This is a genomic window from Streptomyces sp. NPDC127129, assembly GCF_042671585.1.
GTDB lineage: Bacteria > Actinomycetota > Actinomycetes > Streptomycetales > Streptomycetaceae > Streptomyces.
Genome location: NZ_JBHXTV010000005.1, coordinates 451,271 through 470,500, shown reverse-complemented (window position 1 = coordinate 470,500; position 19,230 = coordinate 451,271). Strand labels below are relative to the sequence as shown.

15 protein-coding genes are annotated in these 19,230 nt (G+C 72.2%); 5 read left to right on the top strand and 10 right to left on the bottom strand.

The features are described 5' to 3' along the window. Positions 1-21: 21 nt before the first annotated feature. The gene (gene lepA / locus ACFVGW_RS12935) at positions 22-1,893 is read right to left on the bottom strand and encodes a translation elongation factor 4 (RefSeq protein ID WP_352187893.1); all 1,872 of its coding nucleotides are present in this window, start codon (positions 1,891-1,893) and stop codon (positions 22-24) included. Between the two features lie 185 nt (positions 1,894-2,078). Here lepA and rpsT point away from each other — a divergent pair, with 185 nt between their 5' ends. After that, on the top strand, positions 2,079-2,345 hold the full coding sequence (rpsT, locus tag ACFVGW_RS12930; protein ID WP_137989361.1) for a 30S ribosomal protein S20: 267 nt from the start codon (positions 2,079-2,081) through the stop codon (positions 2,343-2,345). Between the two features lie 299 nt (positions 2,346-2,644). Here the strand turns inward: rpsT and holA are convergent, their stop codons facing one another. Beyond that, entirely contained in the window at positions 2,645-3,631 is a 987-nt protein-coding gene (gene holA, locus ACFVGW_RS12925; RefSeq protein ID WP_383291168.1) for a DNA polymerase III subunit delta, read from the bottom strand. Positions 3,632-3,669: 38 nt separating this feature from the next. Here holA and ACFVGW_RS12920 point away from each other — a divergent pair, with 38 nt between their 5' ends. Next, complete coding sequence (locus ACFVGW_RS12920; protein ID WP_385851984.1) at positions 3,670-3,930, top strand: hypothetical protein; 261 nt, start codon at positions 3,670-3,672, stop codon at positions 3,928-3,930. A 15-nt stretch (positions 3,931-3,945) separates the two neighbouring features. On the opposite strand, the gene ACFVGW_RS12915 is transcribed toward ACFVGW_RS12920, so the two are convergent. Further along, entirely contained in the window at positions 3,946-4,908 is a 963-nt protein-coding gene (locus tag ACFVGW_RS12915; RefSeq protein WP_385851983.1) for an arylamine N-acetyltransferase, read from the bottom strand. Positions 4,909-5,022: 114 nt separating this feature from the next. On the opposite strand from ACFVGW_RS12915, the gene ACFVGW_RS12910 reads away from it, so the two are divergent. Then, positions 5,023-5,511 carry a pyridoxamine 5'-phosphate oxidase gene (locus ACFVGW_RS12910; RefSeq protein WP_385851982.1) on the top strand — a complete coding sequence of 163 codons (489 nt, stop codon included), beginning with the start codon at positions 5,023-5,025 and terminating at the stop codon, positions 5,509-5,511. 24 nt (positions 5,512-5,535) lie between these two features. On the opposite strand, the gene ACFVGW_RS12905 is transcribed toward ACFVGW_RS12910, so the two are convergent. From ACFVGW_RS12905 to leuS, 7 genes are all read right to left on the bottom strand, one after another. Then, a complete protein-coding gene (locus tag ACFVGW_RS12905; RefSeq protein ID WP_385851981.1) occupies positions 5,536-6,798 on the bottom strand; it encodes an MFS transporter in 1,263 nt (420 codons plus the stop codon). A gap of 3 nt (positions 6,799-6,801) precedes the next feature. Further along, positions 6,802-7,452, bottom strand: a complete 651-nt coding sequence (locus ACFVGW_RS12900; protein ID WP_385851980.1) for a winged helix-turn-helix domain-containing protein — start codon at positions 7,450-7,452, stop codon at positions 6,802-6,804. A 43-nt stretch (positions 7,453-7,495) separates the two neighbouring features. Continuing rightward, complete coding sequence (locus ACFVGW_RS12895; RefSeq protein ID WP_385851979.1) at positions 7,496-9,943, bottom strand: ComEC/Rec2 family competence protein; 2,448 nt, start codon at positions 9,941-9,943, stop codon at positions 7,496-7,498. Further along, complete coding sequence (locus ACFVGW_RS12890; RefSeq protein WP_385851978.1) at positions 9,940-11,007, bottom strand: helix-hairpin-helix domain-containing protein; 1,068 nt, start codon at positions 11,005-11,007, stop codon at positions 9,940-9,942. Before ACFVGW_RS12890 ends, ACFVGW_RS12895 begins: the two co-directional genes overlap by 4 nt. 107 nt (positions 11,008-11,114) lie before the next feature. Next, on the bottom strand, positions 11,115-11,960 hold the full coding sequence (locus ACFVGW_RS12885; RefSeq protein ID WP_352187885.1) for a DegV family protein: 846 nt from the start codon (positions 11,958-11,960) through the stop codon (positions 11,115-11,117). An 88-nt stretch (positions 11,961-12,048) separates the two neighbouring features. Continuing rightward, on the bottom strand, positions 12,049-12,882 hold the full coding sequence (locus tag ACFVGW_RS12880; protein ID WP_385851977.1) for a hypothetical protein: 834 nt from the start codon (positions 12,880-12,882) through the stop codon (positions 12,049-12,051). 135 nt (positions 12,883-13,017) lie between these two features. Continuing rightward, positions 13,018-15,897 (bottom strand): leucine--tRNA ligase, encoded by a 2,880-nt coding sequence (gene leuS, locus ACFVGW_RS12875; RefSeq protein ID WP_385851976.1) that lies wholly within the window; start codon positions 15,895-15,897, stop codon positions 13,018-13,020. Between the two features lie 397 nt (positions 15,898-16,294). On the opposite strand from leuS, the gene ACFVGW_RS12870 reads away from it, so the two are divergent. Both ACFVGW_RS12870 and ACFVGW_RS12865 read left to right on the top strand, forming a co-directional pair. Continuing rightward, positions 16,295-17,530 carry a hypothetical protein gene (locus ACFVGW_RS12870; RefSeq protein ID WP_385851975.1) on the top strand — a complete coding sequence of 412 codons (1,236 nt, stop codon included), beginning with the start codon at positions 16,295-16,297 and terminating at the stop codon, positions 17,528-17,530. After that, positions 17,527-19,104 (top strand): NADH-ubiquinone oxidoreductase-F iron-sulfur binding region domain-containing protein, encoded by a 1,578-nt coding sequence (locus tag ACFVGW_RS12865; protein WP_385851974.1) that lies wholly within the window; start codon positions 17,527-17,529, stop codon positions 19,102-19,104. The genes ACFVGW_RS12870 and ACFVGW_RS12865 overlap by 4 nt, the downstream gene beginning before the upstream one ends. The last annotated feature ends 126 nt before the right edge of the window (positions 19,105-19,230 follow it).

Sequence of the window (19,230 nt, the reverse complement as noted above, 5' to 3'; positions counted from 1 at the left end):
ATCAGTCAGCTAAACAGCTGATCACTTCTTGCTCTTGCCGCCGGCGGAGTCGTCGCTCGACAGGACGGCGATGAAGGCCTCCTGCGGGACCTCCACGGAGCCGACCATCTTCATCCGCTTCTTGCCTTCCTTCTGCTTCTCCAGCAGCTTCCGCTTACGGGAGATGTCACCGCCGTAGCACTTGGCGAGGACGTCCTTGCGGATGGCGCGGATGGTCTCGCGGGCGATCACCCGGGAGCCGATCGCGGCCTGGATGGGCACCTCGAAGGCCTGCCGCGGGATGAGCTCGCGCAGCTTGGCGACGAGCCGCACACCGTACGCGTACGCGGCGTCCTTGTGGGTGACGGCGGAGAAGGCGTCGACCTTGTCGCCGTGCAGCAGGATGTCGACCTTGACCAGGCTGGACGCCTGCTCGCCGGTGGGCTCGTAGTCGAGGGAGGCGTAACCGCGCGTCTTGGACTTCAGCTGGTCGAAGAAGTCGAAGACGATCTCGGCGAGGGGCAGGGTGTAGCGGATCTCGACCCGGTCCTCGGAGAGGTAGTCCATGCCGATCAGGGTGCCGCGACGCGTCTGGCACAGCTCCATGATCGCGCCGATGAACTCGCTGGGGGCGAGGATCGTGGCGCGTACGACGGGCTCGTACACGTCGTTGATCTTGCCCTCGGGGAACTCGCTCGGGTTGGTGACCGTGTGCTCGCTGCCGTCCTCCATGACCACGCGGTAGACCACGTTGGGGGCGGTGGCGATCAGGTCGAGCCCGAACTCGCGCTCGAGCCGCTCACGGATCACGTCGAGGTGGAGCAGACCCAGGAAGCCGACGCGGAAGCCGAAGCCGAGCGCGGCGGAGGTCTCCGGCTCGTAGACCAGCGCGGCGTCGTTGAGCTGCAGCTTGTCGAGGGCCTCGCGGAGGTCCGGGTACTCCGAGCCGTCCAGCGGGTAGAGGCCCGAGAAGACCATCGGCTTCGGGTCCTTGTAACCGCCGAGGGCCTCGGTGGCGCCCTTGTTCAGGGAGGTGATCGTGTCACCGACCTTGGACTGGCGGACGTCCTTCACACCGGTGATGAGGTAGCCCACCTCGCCGACGCCGAGACCGTCGGACGGCGTCATCTCCGGCGAGGAGACACCGATCTCGAGCAGCTCGTGGGTGGCGCCGGTCGACATCATCTTGATGCGCTCGCGCTTGTTGAGCTGCCCGTCGACCACTCGCACATAGGTCACGACACCGCGGTACGAGTCGTACACGGAGTCGAAGATCATCGCGCGGGCGGGCGCGTCGGCGACGCCGACCGGGGCGGGGACGTCCCGGACGACCCGGTCGAGCAGCGCGTCGACACCGACACCGGTCTTCGCGGAGACCTTGAGCACGTCCTCGGGCTGGCAGCCGATGAGGTTGGCGAGCTCCTCGGAGAACTTCTCCGGCTGGGCGGCCGGCAGGTCGATCTTGTTCAGCACGGGAACGATCGTGAGGTCGTTCTCCATCGCGAGGTACAGGTTCGCGAGGGTCTGCGCCTCGATGCCCTGGGCCGCGTCGACCAGCAGGATCGTGCCCTCACAGGCCGCCAGGGACCGCGAGACCTCGTAGGTGAAGTCGACGTGCCCGGGGGTGTCGATCATGTTGAGGATGTGGGTCTTCCCCTGACCCTCGCCCTCGGTGGGCGCCCAGGGGAGACGTACGGCCTGGGACTTGATCGTGATGCCGCGCTCGCGCTCGATGTCCATCCGGTCGAGGTACTGGGCACGCATCTGCCGCTGGTCGACCACACCGGTCAGCTGGAGCATCCGGTCGGCAAGCGTGGACTTGCCATGGTCGATGTGCGCGATGATGCAGAAATTGCGGATCAACGCCGGGTCGGTACGGCTCGGCTCAGGCACGTGGGTAGGAGTCGCGGGCACGCAAGGTCTCGTCTCGGGGCGATGGTCGGTTGGATACGTAGGCTCCATGGTCCCACGAGTGAGCGGCTCCGCTCGGTTTGGGCAGAGGTTACGGGCCCTGATACCGTGGACAGCTGTGTCTCGTACGCGCTCTCAGCGCAGAGGCACACCTCAGAAACAACACCGAACCTGAAAAGGCTCTTTTCGTGGCGAACATCAAGTCCCAGATCAAGCGGAACAAGACGAACGAGAAGGCGCGCCTGCGCAACAAGGCCGTCAAGTCCTCGCTCAAGACCGCGATCCGCAAGGCCCGCGAGGCCGTCGCCGCGGGTGACGTCGAGAAGGCCGTCGTGGCTTCTCGCGCCGCCTCCCGCGCGCTCGACAAGGCTGTCTCGAAGGGCGTCATCCACAAGAACGCCGCCGCCAACAAGAAGTCGGCGCTGGCCACCAAGGTTGCCGCTCTGCAGGGCTGAGCTCTGATGTAACGCCGGACGGGACCCAGCGGGCCCTCTCTCCCGCTCCCAACCGGTACCCCGGACTCGTACGCGACACGCGTTCGCCACGCGTGTACGAGCCCACCAAAGCACCACGCCGAAGGCCCCGCGCGCTTCTTCCCCAGAAGCCCACGGGGCCTTCGCCGCACCCGGGGCCGGCTGCATCGGCGCCCACCGGGCCCCGGGAGGGTTCCTGGGAACCCGATCCCGGCAGGGCTCCGGGGAGGGTGAGGTGGAGTGGGGTGAGGTGGAGTGGGGCAAGCAACCTGCCACGGTCCCTACCGGCGCAACCTCGCCGCCCGAGCCACCGCGACCACCGCCTTCTCCAGCGCGTACTCCGGGTCGTCCCCGCCGCCCTTCACGCCCGCGTCCGCCTCCGCCACCGCGCGCAGCGCCAGCGACACCCCGTCCGGCGTCCAGCCGCGCATCTGCTGCCGCACGCGGTCGATCTTCCACGGCGGCATCCCCAGCTCCCGTGCAAGGTCCGCCGGCCGCCCGCCCCGCGCCGAGGACAGCTTGCCGATCGCCCGGACGCCCTGCGCCAGCGCGCTGGTGATCAGGACCGGCGGGACGCCGGTCGAGAGCGACCAGCGCAGCGCCTCCAGCGCCTCCGCCGCCCGCCCCTCCACCGCACGGTCCGCCACGTTGAACGACGACGCCTCGGCCCGCCCCGTGTAGTACCGCCCGACGACCGCCTCGTCGATCGTCCCCTCGACGTCCGCCGTCAGCTGCGCGACCGCGGACGCCAGCTCCCGCAGGTCGCTGCCGATCGAGTCGACCAGCGCCTGGCACGCCTCGGGCGTGGCCGACCGCCCCAGCGCCCGGAACTCCTGCCGTACGAACGTCAGCCGCTCCGCCGGCTTCGTCGTCTTCGGACAGGCCACCTCCCGCGCGCCCGCCTTGCGTGCCGCGTCGAGCAGGCCCTTGCCCTTCACGCCGCCCGCGTGGAGCAGCACCAGGGTGATCTCCTCGACGGGCGCGCCGAGGTACCCCTTGATGTCCTTGATCGTGTCCGCGGAGAGGTCCTGCGCGTTCCGCACGACCAGCACCTTGCGCTCGGCGAAGAGCGACGGGCTCGTCAGCTCCGCGAGTGTCCCGGGCTGGAGCTGCTCGGGGGCGAGGTCCCGTACGTCCGTGTCGGCGTCGGCGGCCCGCGCGGCCGCCACCACCTCCTGGACGGCGCGGTCGAGGAGCAGGTCCTCCTGCCCCACGGCGAGCGTGACGGGGGCGAGAAGGTCGTCGTTCGAATTCTTCCTGGTGGCCATCGCGTCCAGCATCCCACGGGCCACTGACACCGTTCCCCATGCCCGAGAATGGCGAGGTGAGTGAACGACACGTACTGGTACTGCCCGACCGCGACGCCGCCGAGGAGGTCGCCGAAGAGCTTCCCGCCCGCTTCGCGGTCGCCCAGGAGCCTCAGCTCGTACGGGACGCCCTGGCCGGCGAGGACGACGCCGAGGACGCGCAGTGGCTGGTGGTGGTGGAGGACCCGGAAGGCCGGCTGGACTCCGCGGCGCTGGACGGACTCGCCGCGGAGTACGAAGGCTGGCTGGAGGCACCGTAGGGAGCCGCGCGGCCCCTACGCGGACGGGTCCGAACCGTCCGCGGCCGACGCCGAGCCGGAGCCCGAGCCGGAGCCGGGGCCGGGGCCCACGTCGGAGCCGGCGCCCGCGGCCCCACGCTCCCGCGAAGGCGGTACGGCCGGCAGCTCGGCGAGCTCGATGCCGAACAGGTCCCGGTACGCCGCCCGTACCTCCTCCTCCCCGTCGATCAGCCGCTCCGTCCGCTCCCCGCCGTGCACGGTCGTCACGAGCTTGTGGCCGCTGAGAGTGATCCGGCCCTCCTCGGTGAGCCGGGAGCAGATGAGCGAGCGCGTGAAGTGCGAGTCCGGGGACGTGCGGTGGTACCAGGCCCCGGCCGTGAAGTCCGCGAGCACACGCGGCCGCAGCTCCAGCCGGTAGCGCGGCTCGCCGTCCTGCAGCACGTCCAGGTCGCCGTCCTCGGTCTCCACGAGGCGGAACGTGCCCGCGGGATCGGGCTGGTCGCCCCGCTCGTCCAGCGCCAGCGGGAGATGGCTGTGGTCGCCGAACCCGACGTCCACGAGCCACCTGCCCTGCTCCGCCGTCTCCACCAGCACCGCCATGTGGTCGTACGGGATGCCCAGCCGGCCGTCCTTGCCGACGACACGCGCCTGAAGGAGCGTGGTGGTGAAGCCCAGTTCGCGCAGCAGGACGGCGAAGGTGGAGTTGAGTTCGTAGCAGAACCCGCCCCTGCCCGCGCCGACGATCTTGTCGAGCAGCGCCTTCTCCTCCAGGACGATGTCCTCGCCGAGATGGATCGACAGGTTCTCGAAGGGGACGGCCCTCAGATGCCGCAGATGAAGGTCGCGCAGAGCGACCAGGTCCGGGCGTTCCGGTCGGGCCGCTCCGATGCGCCGGAGATAGGCCTCGACCGGCACGTCCACCGTGCCCACCGCCTCCGCCGTCTCCCCCGTGTCCGCCCTGTCCGCGCTGTCCGAAGCCCGCTGGGTATGAGTGGTCATGCTCCGAGTCTGCCGTCACGCCCCCGGCGCGGCCATGAGGCGCTGGTCCTAGGTCGGATGCCCGAGGCCGGTGGCCCGAGGCGCCCCCGCACCGCCTCCCGTACCGTCCGGGTCATGCCCGATCATGAACCGCCCTTGCCCCTTCCGCGTCCCCGCTCGCAGCGCAAGGAGGACGTCCTCACCCGTCTCGCGCAGGACGAGGACCTCTGGGTCGCGACCGCTTCCGGCCCCGACGAACCGTGCCTGGTGCCGCTCTCCTTCGTCTGGGACGTCCAGGACGGACTGCCCGGCCGCGGGACCCTTCTGCTCTGCACGAAGCGGACCAACCCCACGGCCCGCAATCTCACCCCGAAGGGCGAGGTCCGGCTCAGCCTCGGCCACACCCGGGACGTGGTGCTGATCGACGGCACGGCGGAGGCGGTGGAGGGCGCCGACCTGCCGGCTGCCTCGGCCGACGCCTTCGCGGCCAAGTTGGCCTGGGATCCGCGCGGCCGGCCCGCCTGGGTCTACCTCCGGGTCACCCCCAGGTCGGTGAAGGCGTGGCGCGAGGTCGACGAACTGGCGGACCGGGAGCTGATGCGCGCCGGGGAGTGGCTGGTCTGACAGCCGCCCGGCGCTGGGCCGGGCTCAGGCCGTGGGTACGGGATCCTGGGCGGGCGTGGGCAGTTCGCGGGTACGGGCGAGCGGCGAGGGCAGCAGCCACAGCACGGCGAACAAGCCTCCGACGGTGGCGATCCACAGCGTCGGGCGCAGCCCGACGGCCGTGCCGAGCACACCGGCGGCGAGCGCTCCGATCGGGCGGAAGCCGTGGTTGAGGGTGCGGAACGCGCCCATCACCCGGGCCCGGATGTTCTCGGGTATCAGCGCCATCTGCCACGACGCCGCGGCGATGTCGACGATCATGACGGCGACGCAGGAGAGGAACTCCGCCGTGAACAGCAGCGCGACGACGAGGACGGTGGGGCCCTGGGCGAGCGGTATGAGCAGCAGTGGCGCGGTGAAGCCGACGAAGCCGCACACGATCGAGGGGCCGATCCCGATCCGGCGCACGACCGCCCCGCTGCACGCGGCGCCGATCAGCCCTCCTACCGCTCCCGCGCCGAGCACGGCTCCGAGAACACCGGCGCTGAGGCCCAGTTCGACGGTGGCGTAGAGCACGAAGAGCGTGTGGAACATGTAGTTGAAGAACTGGATCGTTCCCGAGGCCGCGAACAGCGCCCGCATGGACCGCTCCCGGAGGAGCCAGCGCAGGCCTTCGGTGAAGTGGCCCTTGCCGCCCGGTGCCGGCGGGGGCTCCACGGGTCTGATCCGGGCCAGGTGGCCCGCCGAGACGAGGTAGGTGAGGGCGTCGGCGACCAGGGCGATGGGCGCCGTCAGCATCTGCACGAGTACGCCGCCCGCGCTGGGACCCGCCAGCCAGGCCATCGAACGGCTGCCGTTGACCAGTGAGTTGGCCTGGACATAGCTCTCGGTCGGGACCAGCGCCACGAACAGCGAGGCGTTGCACGCCTCGAAGAGCACGGCCAGCGCACCGACCCCGAAGGCCACGAAGTAGAGCTGCCCGAGGGTGAGGGCGTCCAGCAGATAGGCGACGGGGAGGGTCAGCAGCAGCGCGGCCCGCGCGAGGTCGGTCGCGATCATGGCGCGCCGCCGTTTCGCCTGCCGGTCGGCCCAGGCCCCGAAGGGCAGGTTGAGCAGCAGCGCGGGCAGCAGCTCCGCGGTCTTGAGCCAGCTCATCTCCGCGGCGTCGGCACCGAGGACGAGCACGGCCGCGAGCGGAATCGCGATGAGGGAGATCTGGTCGCCGACGAGCGAGACGGTCTGGCCGGTCCAGTACCGCCGGAAGGTCCGCTCCCGCAGCAGCGCGGGTATGCGTTGCGCCACTCTCATTCCTCACTCCTCATCGTCGTCGTGGAGGAGTTCGGGGATCTCCTCGGGAATCTCTCGGTCCAGATACGCGATCCGCAGCACGCTGACCGGCCTGGCCCCTTCGGGCCGCAGGGAGACGTCGGCCGCGCGGTCCTCGTACGGCCGCAGCAACTCGTCGACCTGCCGGCTGAAGGTGGCAAGCTCGGCCGGCGTGAGGTGGAGCAGGGTGTCGCCGAACATCTCGACCTCCCGCCACTCCTTGGGCAGCCGGTGCCGGTCCTCCATGGCCCGGAGGACCCGTTCGAAGTACCGCTCGGCGACCGCGGCGCTCAGGGCGTCCGCCGCCTCCGCGACGGACGCGTCCTCACTGTCGCCCGGCCACTCGGTGTACCGGGCGGTCGCGCGCCAGGGTTTCTCCCTCCCCCGGCCACCGGGCGCCTCCTCCACCAGCCCGTATTTGGCGAGTATGCGCAGGTGGTACGAGCAGCTGGCCACCGACTCCCCGGTCAGCTCGGCCGCCCGGGTCGCGGTGAAGGGCCCGCTCCGGCGCAGCAGACCGACCAGGGTCATCCGCGTGGGGTGGGCGTAGGCCCGCAGGGCGCGGGCGTCCGTGAGGCTGACACTGCGCGGCTGCTCGTCGCCTGGCGGCGGGGCCGCCGTCTCGTGCTCCGACATGATGAAAAGCTATCTTTAGAAAGACTCCTTTACAAGCGTTTCTTTACAAGTGTCGTCGCACGCTCGGCACGGCCAGCAGCCCCGCGCCCGCCCCCGTCACCGCGATCGCGCCGTCCCGGTCCGTCCGCAGCACCTCCGCGCCCCCCGCCCGCAATGCCTCGACCGTCCGGGGCGAGGGGTGACCGTACGGGTTGTCCCGGCCGGCCGACACCAGCGCCAGCCGCGGCCTGACCGCCCGTATCAGCCCGGGATCCTGATGGGCGGATCCGTGGTGGGCGACCTTGAGCACGTCCACCGGCCCCATCCCCGGATAGGCCCGCAACAGGCCTTGCTGGGACGGTGGTTCGAGGTCTCCCAGAAGCAGCAGCCGCAGCCCGTCCCCGGTCCGGACGAGCAGCGTGACACTGGCGTCGTTCGGCCCCGACTCCTCCGCCCCCACCGCGCCGGCCCGCGCCCGCGGCCACAGCACCTGCCACTCCAGCGGGGCCAGTCGTCTGCGCTCCCCGGACCCGGCCCTGACGACGGGCACTCTCGCCTCGGCGGCCGTGCGGCGCACGAACGCCGCCTGCCCGGGGGGCTCTTCGAGCCCGGTCGTCTGGATCGCCCCGACCGACCGCCCGCGCAGCACTCCGGGCAGCCCCGCGACATGGTCCGCGTGGAAGTGCGTCAACACCACCAGGGGAACCGTGCTGATCCCGAGATCGTGCAGACACCGGTCCACGAGGGCCGGGTCGGGCCCCGCGTCCACGACGACCGCCGCACCACCACCGGCGGCCAGCACCGTCGCGTCTCCCTGGCCCACCTGGCACATCGCGAACGACCAGTCCGGCGGCGGCCAGCCGTTGACCAGCCGGGTCAGCGGCGGGGGTCGCACCACCGCCAGGAACAGCAGGACGGCACAGCCCGCCGCGATCCTCCGCCGGAAGGGCAGCTTCCACGCCCCGAGCGCCACCAGCCCGAAGAGACCGGCCAGCAGCAGCGCACCCCACCATCCGCCGGGCCACTCCGTCTCCGCCCCGGGCAGTGCGGCACCGGCCCGGGCCACGCCGGCGATCCACCCGGCGGGCCAGGCCGCGACCTTCGCCATCAGCTCCGCCGCCGGCAGCGAGACCGGGGCAAGCGCGAGCGCGGCGAACCCCAGAACCGTGGCCGGCGCCACGGCCAACTCGGCGAGCACGTTGCAGGGGATCGCCACCAGGCTCACCCGGGCGGCGAAGACCGCCACCACGGGCGCGCACAGCGCCTGGGCGGCCAGGGCCGCCGCCAGTGCCTCGGCGATCCTCCCCGGCACCCCGCGGCGCCGCAGCGCGTCGCTCCAGCGCGGCGCCACGGTCAGCAGCGCTCCGGTGGCCAGGACCGAGAGCAGGAATCCGTAACTCCGCGCGAGCCATGGGTCGTAGAGCACCAGGACCAGTACCGCCGCGGCCAGCGCGGGGACGAGCGACCTGCGGCGGCCCGTGCCGATCGCGAGCAGCGCGACCGCGCCGCAGGCCGCCGCCCGCAACACGCTCGGATCCGGCCGGCACACGACGACGAAGGCCAGCGTCAGCCCTCCCCCGACGACCGCGGTGGACCGCAACGAGAGCCCGAGCCGGGGCGCGAGCCCGCCGCGTTCCGCCCGCATCGCCGTACCCGGCCGTCCGATGAGCAGGAGCAGCACGATGGTGAGGTTCGAGCCTGACACGGCGAGGAGGTGGGTGAGATCCGTGGCCTCGAAGGCGTCGCTCAGCTCCGGTTCGATCCGCGAGGTGTCACCGACGACCAGGCCGGGCAACAGGGCCCGGGCGTCCCGGGGAAGGTCCTCCGTCGCGCGGCGCAGCCCCGCCCGGAGCTTCCCCGCCGTGCGCTGCGCGGTGCTCGGCGGCCCGGTGATCCGTGGCGGTCCGGCCCCGTGCACCCGAAGCACCGCCGCGAACCGGTCGTCCGGGTGCATCGGGGGCGCGAGCCGTGCGGTGAGCCGCAGCCGGGTCGAGGGCAGCAGCCGCAGCCACTCGCGCTGGGCCTCCCCGGACGGCACGACCACCAGGACCGGAGTCCTGGTCCGGTGCGCGGCTCCACCCTTCGCCTCGATCCGGGTCACCTCGGCGTCCAGCACGACGGAGACCGGCGCCGACCGGTCGCCCCGGATCCGGGCCCGGGTGAGCCGTGGGTCGGAGGTGACCGTCACCTCCGCCCTCGCCCGGGCGTACTCCTCCGCGAGGCCGGGCACCGGCCCTCGCCGCAGGTCCGCCGCGTGGAACCCGCCCGACGCGGCACCGGCGGCGGCGCAGAGCAGCACGGCCGCGCCCGCGGTGGCCCGCAGCGCGCACCCGGGCCGAACCCGGAAGGCCGCCAGGAGGGCGGCCGCCCCCGCCAGACAGGCCAGCGCCCCCGCGACCACCATCCACCCGGCGGCTCCCACCGCCCAGGCCGCCGTGCCCCACGCCGCCAGCGCCGGTGGCACGAGCCGGAGGTCGACCGGCCCCTCCTCGAGTGCATGGGGCGCGCTCATGGCCGGACCAGAGGTGACAGGTCGGCGAACCGGCGCTCTCCGATGCCGTTGACCTCGCGCAGCTCGGCGACCGACCGGAAGCCGCCGTGCTCCGTACGGTGGTCGACGATGTGCTGGGCCAGAACCGGTCCGACCCCCGGCAGGGTGTCGAGCTGCTCGACCGTCGCCGTGTTGAGGCTCAGCGGTGCCGCCCGTGTACCCGCAGCGGCCCCCGGCCCCGTGCCCACGACCGCACCCCCACCGCCACCCACGACCGCAGCCGCCGGCACGCCGACGGCGACCTGTTCTCCGTCCATGAGGATCCGGGCGCGGTTGAGGTTGGTGAGGTCCGTCCCCGGTCGGACTCCGCCGGCCGCCCGCAGCGCGTCGGCGACCCGCGATCCGGTCGGCAGGGTCAGCACTCCGGGCCGTCGCACCTTGCCGCTCACGTCGACCACGACGCCCGAGGGCGGTGCCGCGCTCGTCGGCACCGCCGAGACCACGGGGGTCGCGCCGCTCTCCGGCACCGGAGCCGCCCGCACGATCTCCGGCGCCCTGACGGCCTCCGGCCGCCCCGTCCAGAAGTACCGGCCGGCGAACCCGGCGGCCACGACGAGCACCACGGCGAGCGCGGCAAGCGTCCGCGGTTCCAGACCGCACCGGGACTGGACCCAGACCGGTAACCGCTCCCCCAGCGCGAGCCGCAGCCGCTGCCACCGCCCGGCGGCCACCCTCTCCTCCAGGTGGCCCGGTGGCGCGACGACCTCACGCGCTCCCCACTCCGACGGGGGCGCCGGCGGGGTCTGTGGCGACGGCAACGGCGACGGGGGCGACACGGCGGGCCCGGCCGCGTCGAGGAACAGCGCCTCGCCCCGGCGTCGTACGGCGGCGCCGTTCACCGCGCTCGCGCTTCCCCGACGTGCCCGCCCTCGGGGCCTCGTCGGGGGCGAACCGCGCCCGCGGACGCGGATGCGCCCGTCCGATCCGGGCGCGCGGCCGGGACCGCTGGACGCGGCGGGACGACTGTTGCGACGCGCGGAGTCACGCGTCGGCGGACGGGATGCGAGAGGTGTGCGAAGAGCCATGGACAGGACGGTAGGCACATCCGTCCGAATCCGCTGAGACGCGTCGATTTCCGTGGACAGACGCCCAGTTGTGGAAAAACCCGTCACTCACACGAGGGATGTGAACGTCAGCGGGGCGACACGACGACGGCCAGCAGCCCGGGACCCGTGTGCGCCCCGATCACCGCTCCCACTTCGCTGACCTGCAGCTCCTCCATCCCCGGCACGCGCTCCCGCAGACGGTCGGCCAGCACGGCGGCCCGCTCGGGGGCGGAGAGATGGTGCACGGCGATGTCGACGGCTCCGGTGCCTGCCCGTTCGACGGCGATCTCCTCCAGCCGGGCGATCGCCTTCGACGCCGTCCGTACCTTCTCGCGCAGCTCGATCCGGCCTCCGTCGAGCTGGAGCAGCGGCTTCACCGCGAGCGCGGAACCGAGCAGGGCCTGCGCGGCTCCGATCCGGCCTCCGCGGCGGAGATAGTCCAGTGTGTCGACGTAGAAGAAGGCGGAGGTGCCGGCGGCGCGCTTCTCTGCGGCGGCGACCGCCTCGTCGATCGAGCCGTCGGCGTCGACGACCTCGGCCGCCGCGAGCGCGCAGAAGCCGAGCGCCATGCCCACCATGCGGGTGTCGACCACCCTGACCGGTACGGGAGCGTCCTTGGCGGCGACAACGGCGGCGTCGTACGTACCCGAGAACTCACCGGAGAGGTGGAGCGAGACGATCCCCCGTGCCCCGGCCTCGGCCGCCGCGCGGTAGGTCGCCGCGAAGACCTCGGGGCCCGGCCGCGAGGTGGTCACCGGCCGCCGCTTCTGGAGCGCCTGGGCCAGCGAGCGGGCCGAGATCTCGGTCCCCTCCTCCAGCGCTCTGTCGCCGATGACGACGGTGAGCGGGACCGCGGTGATGCCGTGCCGCTCCATCGTCTGGGGTGGCAGGTAGGCCGTGGAATCGGTGACGATCGCGACATGCCGGGACATGAGCGGGAGGTTACCCGCCGGGGCGGCCCCATGGCAGCCCGGCCCCGCGTTCCGCGACGTCGGCGCGTTCCTCGGCGTCGGCCGGAGGTCAGTTCGTGGTCTCGGGGCGCGCCGTCTTCTCCCACGGATAGGCGGTCCGGCGCGGGTCGCGGGCCGTGATCGCCTGCGGCGGCTGCTGCCCGGGGGCCGCCGTGTCCGCTCGCTGCCCCGCGTTCGCTCCATCCGCCTCGGCGGACTCGGACGCTGCGGAAGCGGACGTGGACGCGGTGGCCCGGCCGTCGGCCTCACCGGGCCACACCTGTCCCCGCTCGGCGCCCGGCGCGCCGGCACCCGCGTCGGGCCAGGAGAAGTCGTCCGATGCCTGGTCCTGGGCGGTCGCCCCGGACCAGTGGCGCAGCGCGCCCGCCTCCAGGTCGATCTGGGCGCTCAGGGAGGTCAGGTCGTCCTCCGCGAACTGCCGCGCCCGGTCCCTGGCCGCCCAGCGCAGCGAGTCGGCCGCGTGCGTGATCCGCTCCGTGCGCTCCCGCAGGTCCTTGAGCTGTGCGGCGACCCTCGCCCGGTCGGGCTCGCGCTCCAGGCGCTTGAGGTCCTCGTCCAGTTCGCGGCCGTGGGCGGTGAGCCGCTGGAAGAGGTCGAGGGACTCCTTCAGCGAGGCGTCCTCGGCGACACCCGCCTGCAGGGCGTCCTGCGTCGCGCGCATCGAGGTGCGCAGGGAGAGTCGCAGCTGGGCCAGGTCACCGCCGACCCCGGCCTGCCCGAAGCTCTTGGCGCGCAGGGTGGTGTCCTCGACGGTGCGCCGGGCCTGGTGGATCGTACGGTCGACGCCGCGCTTGGCGGCCTTGACCACCTTCACGGTCGCGTAGACCCCCAGCGCCACGAAGGCGAAGAAGAGCAGCGCCATGATCACAATCGCGGCTTCCATGTGCGCCCCTCCGGCGTGGGTCGAGTTCCCTCGGCTGTCGTTCTTCCACGGTAAACGGAACGGGCAGGCCGGTGGTTCCCCTGGAACCCCCAACCTGCCCGTAGGGGAAAGCCCCCATGCGTGCCGGTGCGGCTGTCAGGCGACGATGTTGACCAGCTTCGGCGCGCGCACGATCACCTTGCGGATCTCGGCTCCGCCCAGCGCCGCGACCACGTTCGCGTCACCCAGTGCCAGCGCCTCCAGCTCCGCGTCCGTGATCGCCGGGGAGACCTCCAGGCGGGCCTTGACCTTGCCCTTGATCTGCACGACGCAGGTCACGGTCTCGTCCACGACGTACGCCGGGTCGGCGACCGGGAAGTCCTGGTGGACGACCGAGTCGGTGTGACCCAGCTTGCGCCACAGTTCCTCGGCGATGTGCGGTGCCAGCGGGGCGACCAGCAGGACCAGCCGTTCGGCGACCGGGCGGGAGACCGGGCCGCCCACCTTGGTCAGGTGGTTGTTCAGCTCGGTGACCTTGGCGATGGCGGTGTTGAAGCGCATGGCCGCCATGTCCTGCGAGACACCGTCGATCGCCTTGTGCAGGGCGCGCAGCGTGTCCGCGTCGATGTCGGCGTCCGCGGTGTCGACGACCGTCGCCTCGCCGGTCGACTCGTCGACGATGTTGCGCCACAGCCGCTGCAGCAGCCGGTACTGGCCGACGACCGCGCGCGTGTCCCACGGGCGGGAGACGTCCAGCGGACCCATGGCCATCTCGTACAGACGCAGGGTGTCGGCGCCGAACTCGGCACAGATCTCGTCCGGCGTGACGGCGTTCTTCAGGGACTTGCCCATCTTGCCCAGGACGCGGCTGACCTTCTCGCCCTCGTACCAGAAGCCGCCGTCACGCTCCTCCACCTCGGCCGCCGGCACGGCGATACCGCGCGCGTCCCGGTAGACGAAGGCCTGGATCATGCCCTGGTTGTACAGCTTGTGGAACGGCTCGGCCGAGGAGACGTGGCCCAGGTCGAACAGCACCTTGGACCAGAACCGCGCGTACAGCAGGTGCAGTACGGCGTGCTCGGCACCGCCGACGTACAGGTCGACGCCGCCGGTGGGCATGCCCTCACGGGGGCCCATCCAGTACTGCTCGATCGCCGGGTCGACCAGCTTCTCGGAGTTGTTCGGGTCCAGGTAGCGCAGCTCGTACCAGCAGGAACCGGCCCAGTTGGGCATGGTGTTGGTCTCGCGGCGGTACTTCTTCGGTCCGTCGCCCAGGTCCAGCGTGACGTTGACCCAGTCCTCGTTGCGGGACAGGGGCGTCTCGGGCTGGGTGTCGGCGTCGTCCGGGTCGAAGGTGCGCGGCGAGTAGTCGTCGACCTCGGGCAGCTCCAGCGGCAGCATCGACTCGGGCAGCGAGTGTGCGACGCCGTCCTCGTCGTAGACGATCGGGAAGGGCTCGCCCCAGTACCGCTGGCGGCTGAACAGCCAGTCGCGCAGACGGAAGTTGACGGTGCCCTCGCCGATGCCGCGGTCGGCCAGCCAGGCGGTGATCCTCGCCTTGGCCTCGACGACGCCCAGGCCGTCCAGGGAGATCTCGTCGTTCGCTGAGTTGACCAGCTTCGCCTCGTACGAGGCGAAGGCGTCGTCCCACGTGGACGGGTCGGTGCCACGGTCGTCGCTCGGCTCGACGACACAGCGCATCGGCAGCTCGAAGGCGCGGGCGAACGCGAAGTCGCGGGTGTCGTGCGCCGGGACGGCCATGATGGCGCCGGTGCCGTAGCCCATCAGGACGTAGTCGGCGATGAAGACCGGGACCTGCTCGCCGCTGACCGGGTTGGTCGCGTACGCGCCGGTGAAGACGCCGGTCTTGTCCTTGGCCTCGGCCTGGCGCTCGACGTCGGACTTGGAGGCGGCCTGCTTGCGGTAGGCGGCGACGGCGTCGGCCGGCGTGGCGTGCCCGCCCGTCCACACGTCGTGGGTACCGGCCGGCCACGCGTCCGGGACGATCTTCTCGACCAGGTCGTGCTCCGGGGCCAGAACCATGTACGTGGCGCCGAACAGGGTGTCCTGGCGGGTGGTGAAGACGGTGATCGCGCCGGTCTCGCCGACCTGGAAGTCGACGCGGGCGCCCTCGGAGCGGCCGATCCAGTTGCGCTGCTGCAGCTTGATGGCCTCGGGCCAGTCCAGCGCGTCCAGGTCGTCCAGCAGGCGGTCCGCGTAGGCGGTGATGCGCATGTTCCACTGGCGCAGCTTGGCCTTGAAGACGGGGAAGTTGCCGCGCTCGGAGCGGCCGTCGGCGGTGACCTCCTCGTTGGCCAGGACGGTGCCCAGGCCGGGGCACCAGTTGACCGGCGCGTCGGAGGCGTAGGCCAGGCGGTACTCGCTCAGGGCGTCGGCGCGCTCGGTGGCGCCCAGCTCGCTCCACGCGCGCGTGCCGGCGCCGGGGATCTCACGGGTGCCGTTCTCGAACTGCTCGACCAGCTCGGCGATCGGGCGGGCCTTCTTCGCCTCGTCGTCGTACCAGGAGTTGAAGATCTGCAGGAAGATCCACTGGGTCCACTTGTAGTACTCCGGGTCGATCGTGGCGAACGACCGGCGCTTGTCGTGGCCCAGGCCCAGCCGGCGCAGCTGGACCTTCATGTTCTCCATGTTGGCCTCGGTGGACACGCGCGGGTGCGTGCCCGTCTGCACGGCGTACTGCTCGGCCGGCAGGCCGAAGGCGTCGAAGCCCAGGGTGTGCAGCACGTTGTGCCCGGTCATGCGCTGGTGCCGGGCGAAGACGTCGGTGGCGATGTAGCCCAGGGGGTGACCGACGTGCAGGCCCGCGCCCGAGGGGTAGGGGAACATGTCCATGATGAACTTCTTGGGGCGTGCGGCGACCGCAGCGTCACCCGCCAGGTCACCGGTCGGGTTGGGAGCCTCGTAGGTTCCCTCGGCGTCCCAGAAGTCCTGCCAGCGTGCCTCGATGTCGGCGGCCATGGCCGCCGTGTACCGATGCGGGGCCGCCGTCTCGGCAGCCGAATTCATCTCGCTCATGATCCTTGAAGCTCCATCGATCGTCTCTGCCCACTGCCGGCGAACTGCACTGCCACGAAATGAAAAATCCCCTCGCACAGGAGGGGACGCCGCGCCGATTCCGACCGGATCTCTCATCCGTCGGGACTGATCAGCGCGGCTCGCTAAGCAGAAGGCGTACGGCACGCATGGCGTCAGGGTACCGCAGGGCCCGTGCGGGCCGCACCGGCGTTCCACCGTGCGGCCGGGCCGCCCGAGCCGCCCGGGTTACTCCGCGTATCGACCTTATCCGGGGCAACCCAAAAGTCAGTTACGCGTCCTGCGCGCTGTAAACGTGCAAACCACCTACCGCCTGGTATGGGGCGACCTAGCATGCGGCAACGGGACCTCTTAATCCGCACCATTCGGAGTCGCCCCCATGAACCCTCATCGCAAGATCCGCTCCACCCCCGCCGAGCGCACCGGTTTGAGCAGACCGGTGCAGGGCGGGATATCGGTCGCGGCACTGGTGATCATTCCTCTGCTCGCCATCGGCGGCAGTGACGGATTCCGGGCCGCGCTCGACTTCACCAGCGGCGTGCTGTCGCTGCTGTCCCTGACCGCGTCGGTCGCGTGGGGTCTGATCGCCACCGACCGGCTGCTGCTGTCGACCCGGCACCGGCTGCTCGCCCAGGGCATCCATCGCGCCACCGCGATCGCCTCGCTCGGCTTCCTGCTGCTGCACGGCACCGTCAAGGTCTCGCTCGGCCATGTGGAACTCATCGGAGCCCTCGTCCCCTTCGGTCTGGGCATCACGGGCACGTCGGCGCTCATCGGCTTCGGCTCGCTCGCCGGTCTCCTCATGGTCGTCGCCGCGTCCACCGGCGCGCTGCGCAGCACACTGGCCGGCCGCAGCCGCTTCGCGGCCCGCTGGCGGCCGCTGCACATGCTGGCCTACCCGGCCTGGTGCTTCGCCCTCGTGCACGGTCTGTACACGGGGCGGCCGGCCGCCACCTGGGTCGTCGTCATGTACTGCCTGGCGCTGACCGCGGTCGCCGCCGCCGTCTCGCTCAGGATGCTGCCCGCCCCGACACAGCGGGCGCTCGCCGACCGGTTCGCCGGGCTCCTCGCCTCCGTGGAAGGCCGGACACGGCCCCCCGAGCCCGACCGCGGCGATCTGCCCGGCCTGGCCGCGGGACCGGCCGATCCGGCCGTCACGTACGGCGAGGAACCACGTTACGAACCCCCCACCGTGTCCACCGAGTGGCTCGACCGCCCCGCACCCGGCGTCCCCGGCGGCTTCTCGGCCGCCTACCGCGCGGTGTCCCGCGCCACCGCGCCGCCCGAGCCCCCTCCCTACACCCCCGAAGGCGCTGCCCCGCTCGCCGAACGCATCCCCCTGACCGAGGAGCTTCCCGTCGTCCCCGACACACCCGTCCGTCCCGGCTACTGGCCCTCTCCCTCGCCACCGATGCCGACGTACACGACCCCACCCGCGATGCAGTCGTACGAGGAGCCGCCCGCGGCGCCGATGTACACGGCCCCGCCCTCCGTCCCGGCGTACTCCACCCCGCCCCCGGTGCCGACGTACACGACCCCGCAGCCGACCTCGACCTACGCCACCCCGCCTCCCGCGGGTGAGCCCTGGACCGCACCCGCAGGAGACCGCCCGTGAACGCCCCGCTCCCCGACGTCCCCGAGGTCCGCGTCGTCGGTCTGCCCCAGCTCACCCAGGGCTTCGACCTGGTCGAGCGGCTCGGCCTCGACATGCACCTGAAGGTGCACGGGCCCCTGGACCCCATGAGCGGCGACCAGCTCGCCCAGCTCGCGGACGACATATCCCTGCACGGGCGCGGGGGCGCCGGTTTTCCCTTCGGCCGCAAACTCAGGGCGGTCGGCAAGGCGGCGATCCGGCGGGGGGTGCGCCCCGTGGTCGTCGTCAACGGCAGTGAGGGCGAGCCCGCCTGCCGCAAGGACACGGTCCTGCTCAACCGTGCCCCGCACCTGATCCTCGACGGCGCGCTGCTGGCCGCCGAGGCGCTCGGCGCCCGGACGCTGATCGTCGCCGTGACGCGTAACTCCACGGAGATCTCCATCCGGTCGGCGCTCGCCGAGCGGGGTCTCACCGACCGGCGAGGGCAGGCGCTACGCGCGCGTGTCGTGCGGACTCCGGAGCGGATGGTCTCCGGAGAGGCCTCGGCGGTGATCCGCGCGGCAGCCGGCGGGCCCGCCCTGCCGGCCGGCCGGCGGGAGCGCGCGGCGGAGTCGGGCGTGGGCGGCGCGCCGACGCTGCTGTCCAACGCCGAGACGTACGCCCAGCTGGCCATAGCCGCCCGGGTCGGCCCGCGCCGCTACGGGCACTCCGGTCTGGACACGGAGCCCGGCACGGTCCTGCTGACGCTCTCCGGGGCGGTCGCGCGCCCCATGGTCGTCGAGGTGCCGACGGGTGTCCCGCTGCGGTACGTGCTCCAGCTGGCGGGCGCCCCGCTGCTGCCCCAGGGGGTCCTCACGGGCGGCTACCACGGCAACTGGATCGACTCGGTCTCGGTCGACAACGCCGTCGTCTCGCGCGCGTCCCTGGCGGCCGTCGGCGGCGCGCTGGGGGCCGGGGCGATCCTGCCGATCGGCCCGGAGACCTGCCCGCTCGGCGAGTCGCTGCGGGTCGCGAACTGGCTGGCGGCGGAGACGGCAGGCCAGTGCGGACCCTGCCGGCTCGGGCTCCCCGCGGCGGCGGGCGGACTGTCCGACGTCCTGAACGGAGGCGGCCCGGCCGCCCTGGAGGCGCTGCGGGAGGTCACCCAGGCGGTCAAGGGTCGCGGCGCGTGCAAGCACCCGGACGGCTCGGCCCGGTTCTTCGCCTCGACCCTCTCGGCCTTCACGGACGATCTGGCCGCCCATGTCCTCGACGGCGGCTGCGGCCGCCCGACCGTCGGCGTGCTCCCGCTCCCCGCCCCCGGCTACCAGGACGCGGAGGAGTCGATCCCGAGCGGCGAGAAGCTGGCGGTGGACTGGACGCTCTGCCAGGGCCACGGGCTCTGCGCGGACATCGTGCCGGAGCTGATCAGACTGGGTCCCGACGGCTACCCGGCGCTCGCCGACGCCTCCGTGCCGATGCACCTGCGGGGCCGGGCGCAGCGGGCCGTACGCCGCTGTCCCGCGCTGGCCCTCCGGATCGAGCAGGGCCCCCAGGAGCGGCCGGCCCTTCCGCCGGGCGGTGGCCGTAAGGCACTGGGCAGCGGACGGGGTTGACCCCCGGGACCACCGGAAACGAAGAAGCGGACCATCCGATTCGGATGGTCCGCGTCTCTTTGTGTGGAGCTAAGGAGAATGTATAGACTGAACACCAGCATGGCCGGCAGGCGCGCAACCAACAGA

Bases quoted from the DNA above. Each gene is read 5' to 3' on its own strand.
- holA (WP_383291168.1), bottom strand. From the start codon at position 3,631: ATGGCCACCAGGAAGAATTCGAACGACGACCTTCTCGCCCCCGTCACG.
- ACFVGW_RS12920 (WP_385851984.1), top strand. From the start codon at position 3,670: ATGCCCGAGAATGGCGAGGTGAGTGAACGACACGTACTGGTACTGCCC.
- ACFVGW_RS12915 (WP_385851983.1), bottom strand. From the start codon at position 4,908: ATGACCACTCATACCCAGCGGGCTTCGGACAGCGCGGACAGGGCGGAC.
- ACFVGW_RS12910 (WP_385851982.1), top strand. From the start codon at position 5,023: ATGCCCGATCATGAACCGCCCTTGCCCCTTCCGCGTCCCCGCTCGCAG.
- ACFVGW_RS12905 (WP_385851981.1), bottom strand. From the start codon at position 6,798: ATGAGAGTGGCGCAACGCATACCCGCGCTGCTGCGGGAGCGGACCTTC.
- ACFVGW_RS12900 (WP_385851980.1), bottom strand. From the start codon at position 7,452: ATGTCGGAGCACGAGACGGCGGCCCCGCCGCCAGGCGACGAGCAGCCG.
- ACFVGW_RS12895 (WP_385851979.1), bottom strand. From the start codon at position 9,943: ATGAGCGCGCCCCATGCACTCGAGGAGGGGCCGGTCGACCTCCGGCTC.
- ACFVGW_RS12890 (WP_385851978.1), bottom strand. From the start codon at position 11,007: ATGGCTCTTCGCACACCTCTCGCATCCCGTCCGCCGACGCGTGACTCC.
- ACFVGW_RS12885 (WP_352187885.1), bottom strand. From the start codon at position 11,960: ATGTCCCGGCATGTCGCGATCGTCACCGATTCCACGGCCTACCTGCCA.
- ACFVGW_RS12880 (WP_385851977.1), bottom strand. From the start codon at position 12,882: ATGGAAGCCGCGATTGTGATCATGGCGCTGCTCTTCTTCGCCTTCGTG.
- leuS (WP_385851976.1), bottom strand. From the start codon at position 15,897: ATGAGCGAGATGAATTCGGCTGCCGAGACGGCGGCCCCGCATCGGTAC.
- ACFVGW_RS12870 (WP_385851975.1), top strand. From the start codon at position 16,295: ATGAACCCTCATCGCAAGATCCGCTCCACCCCCGCCGAGCGCACCGGT.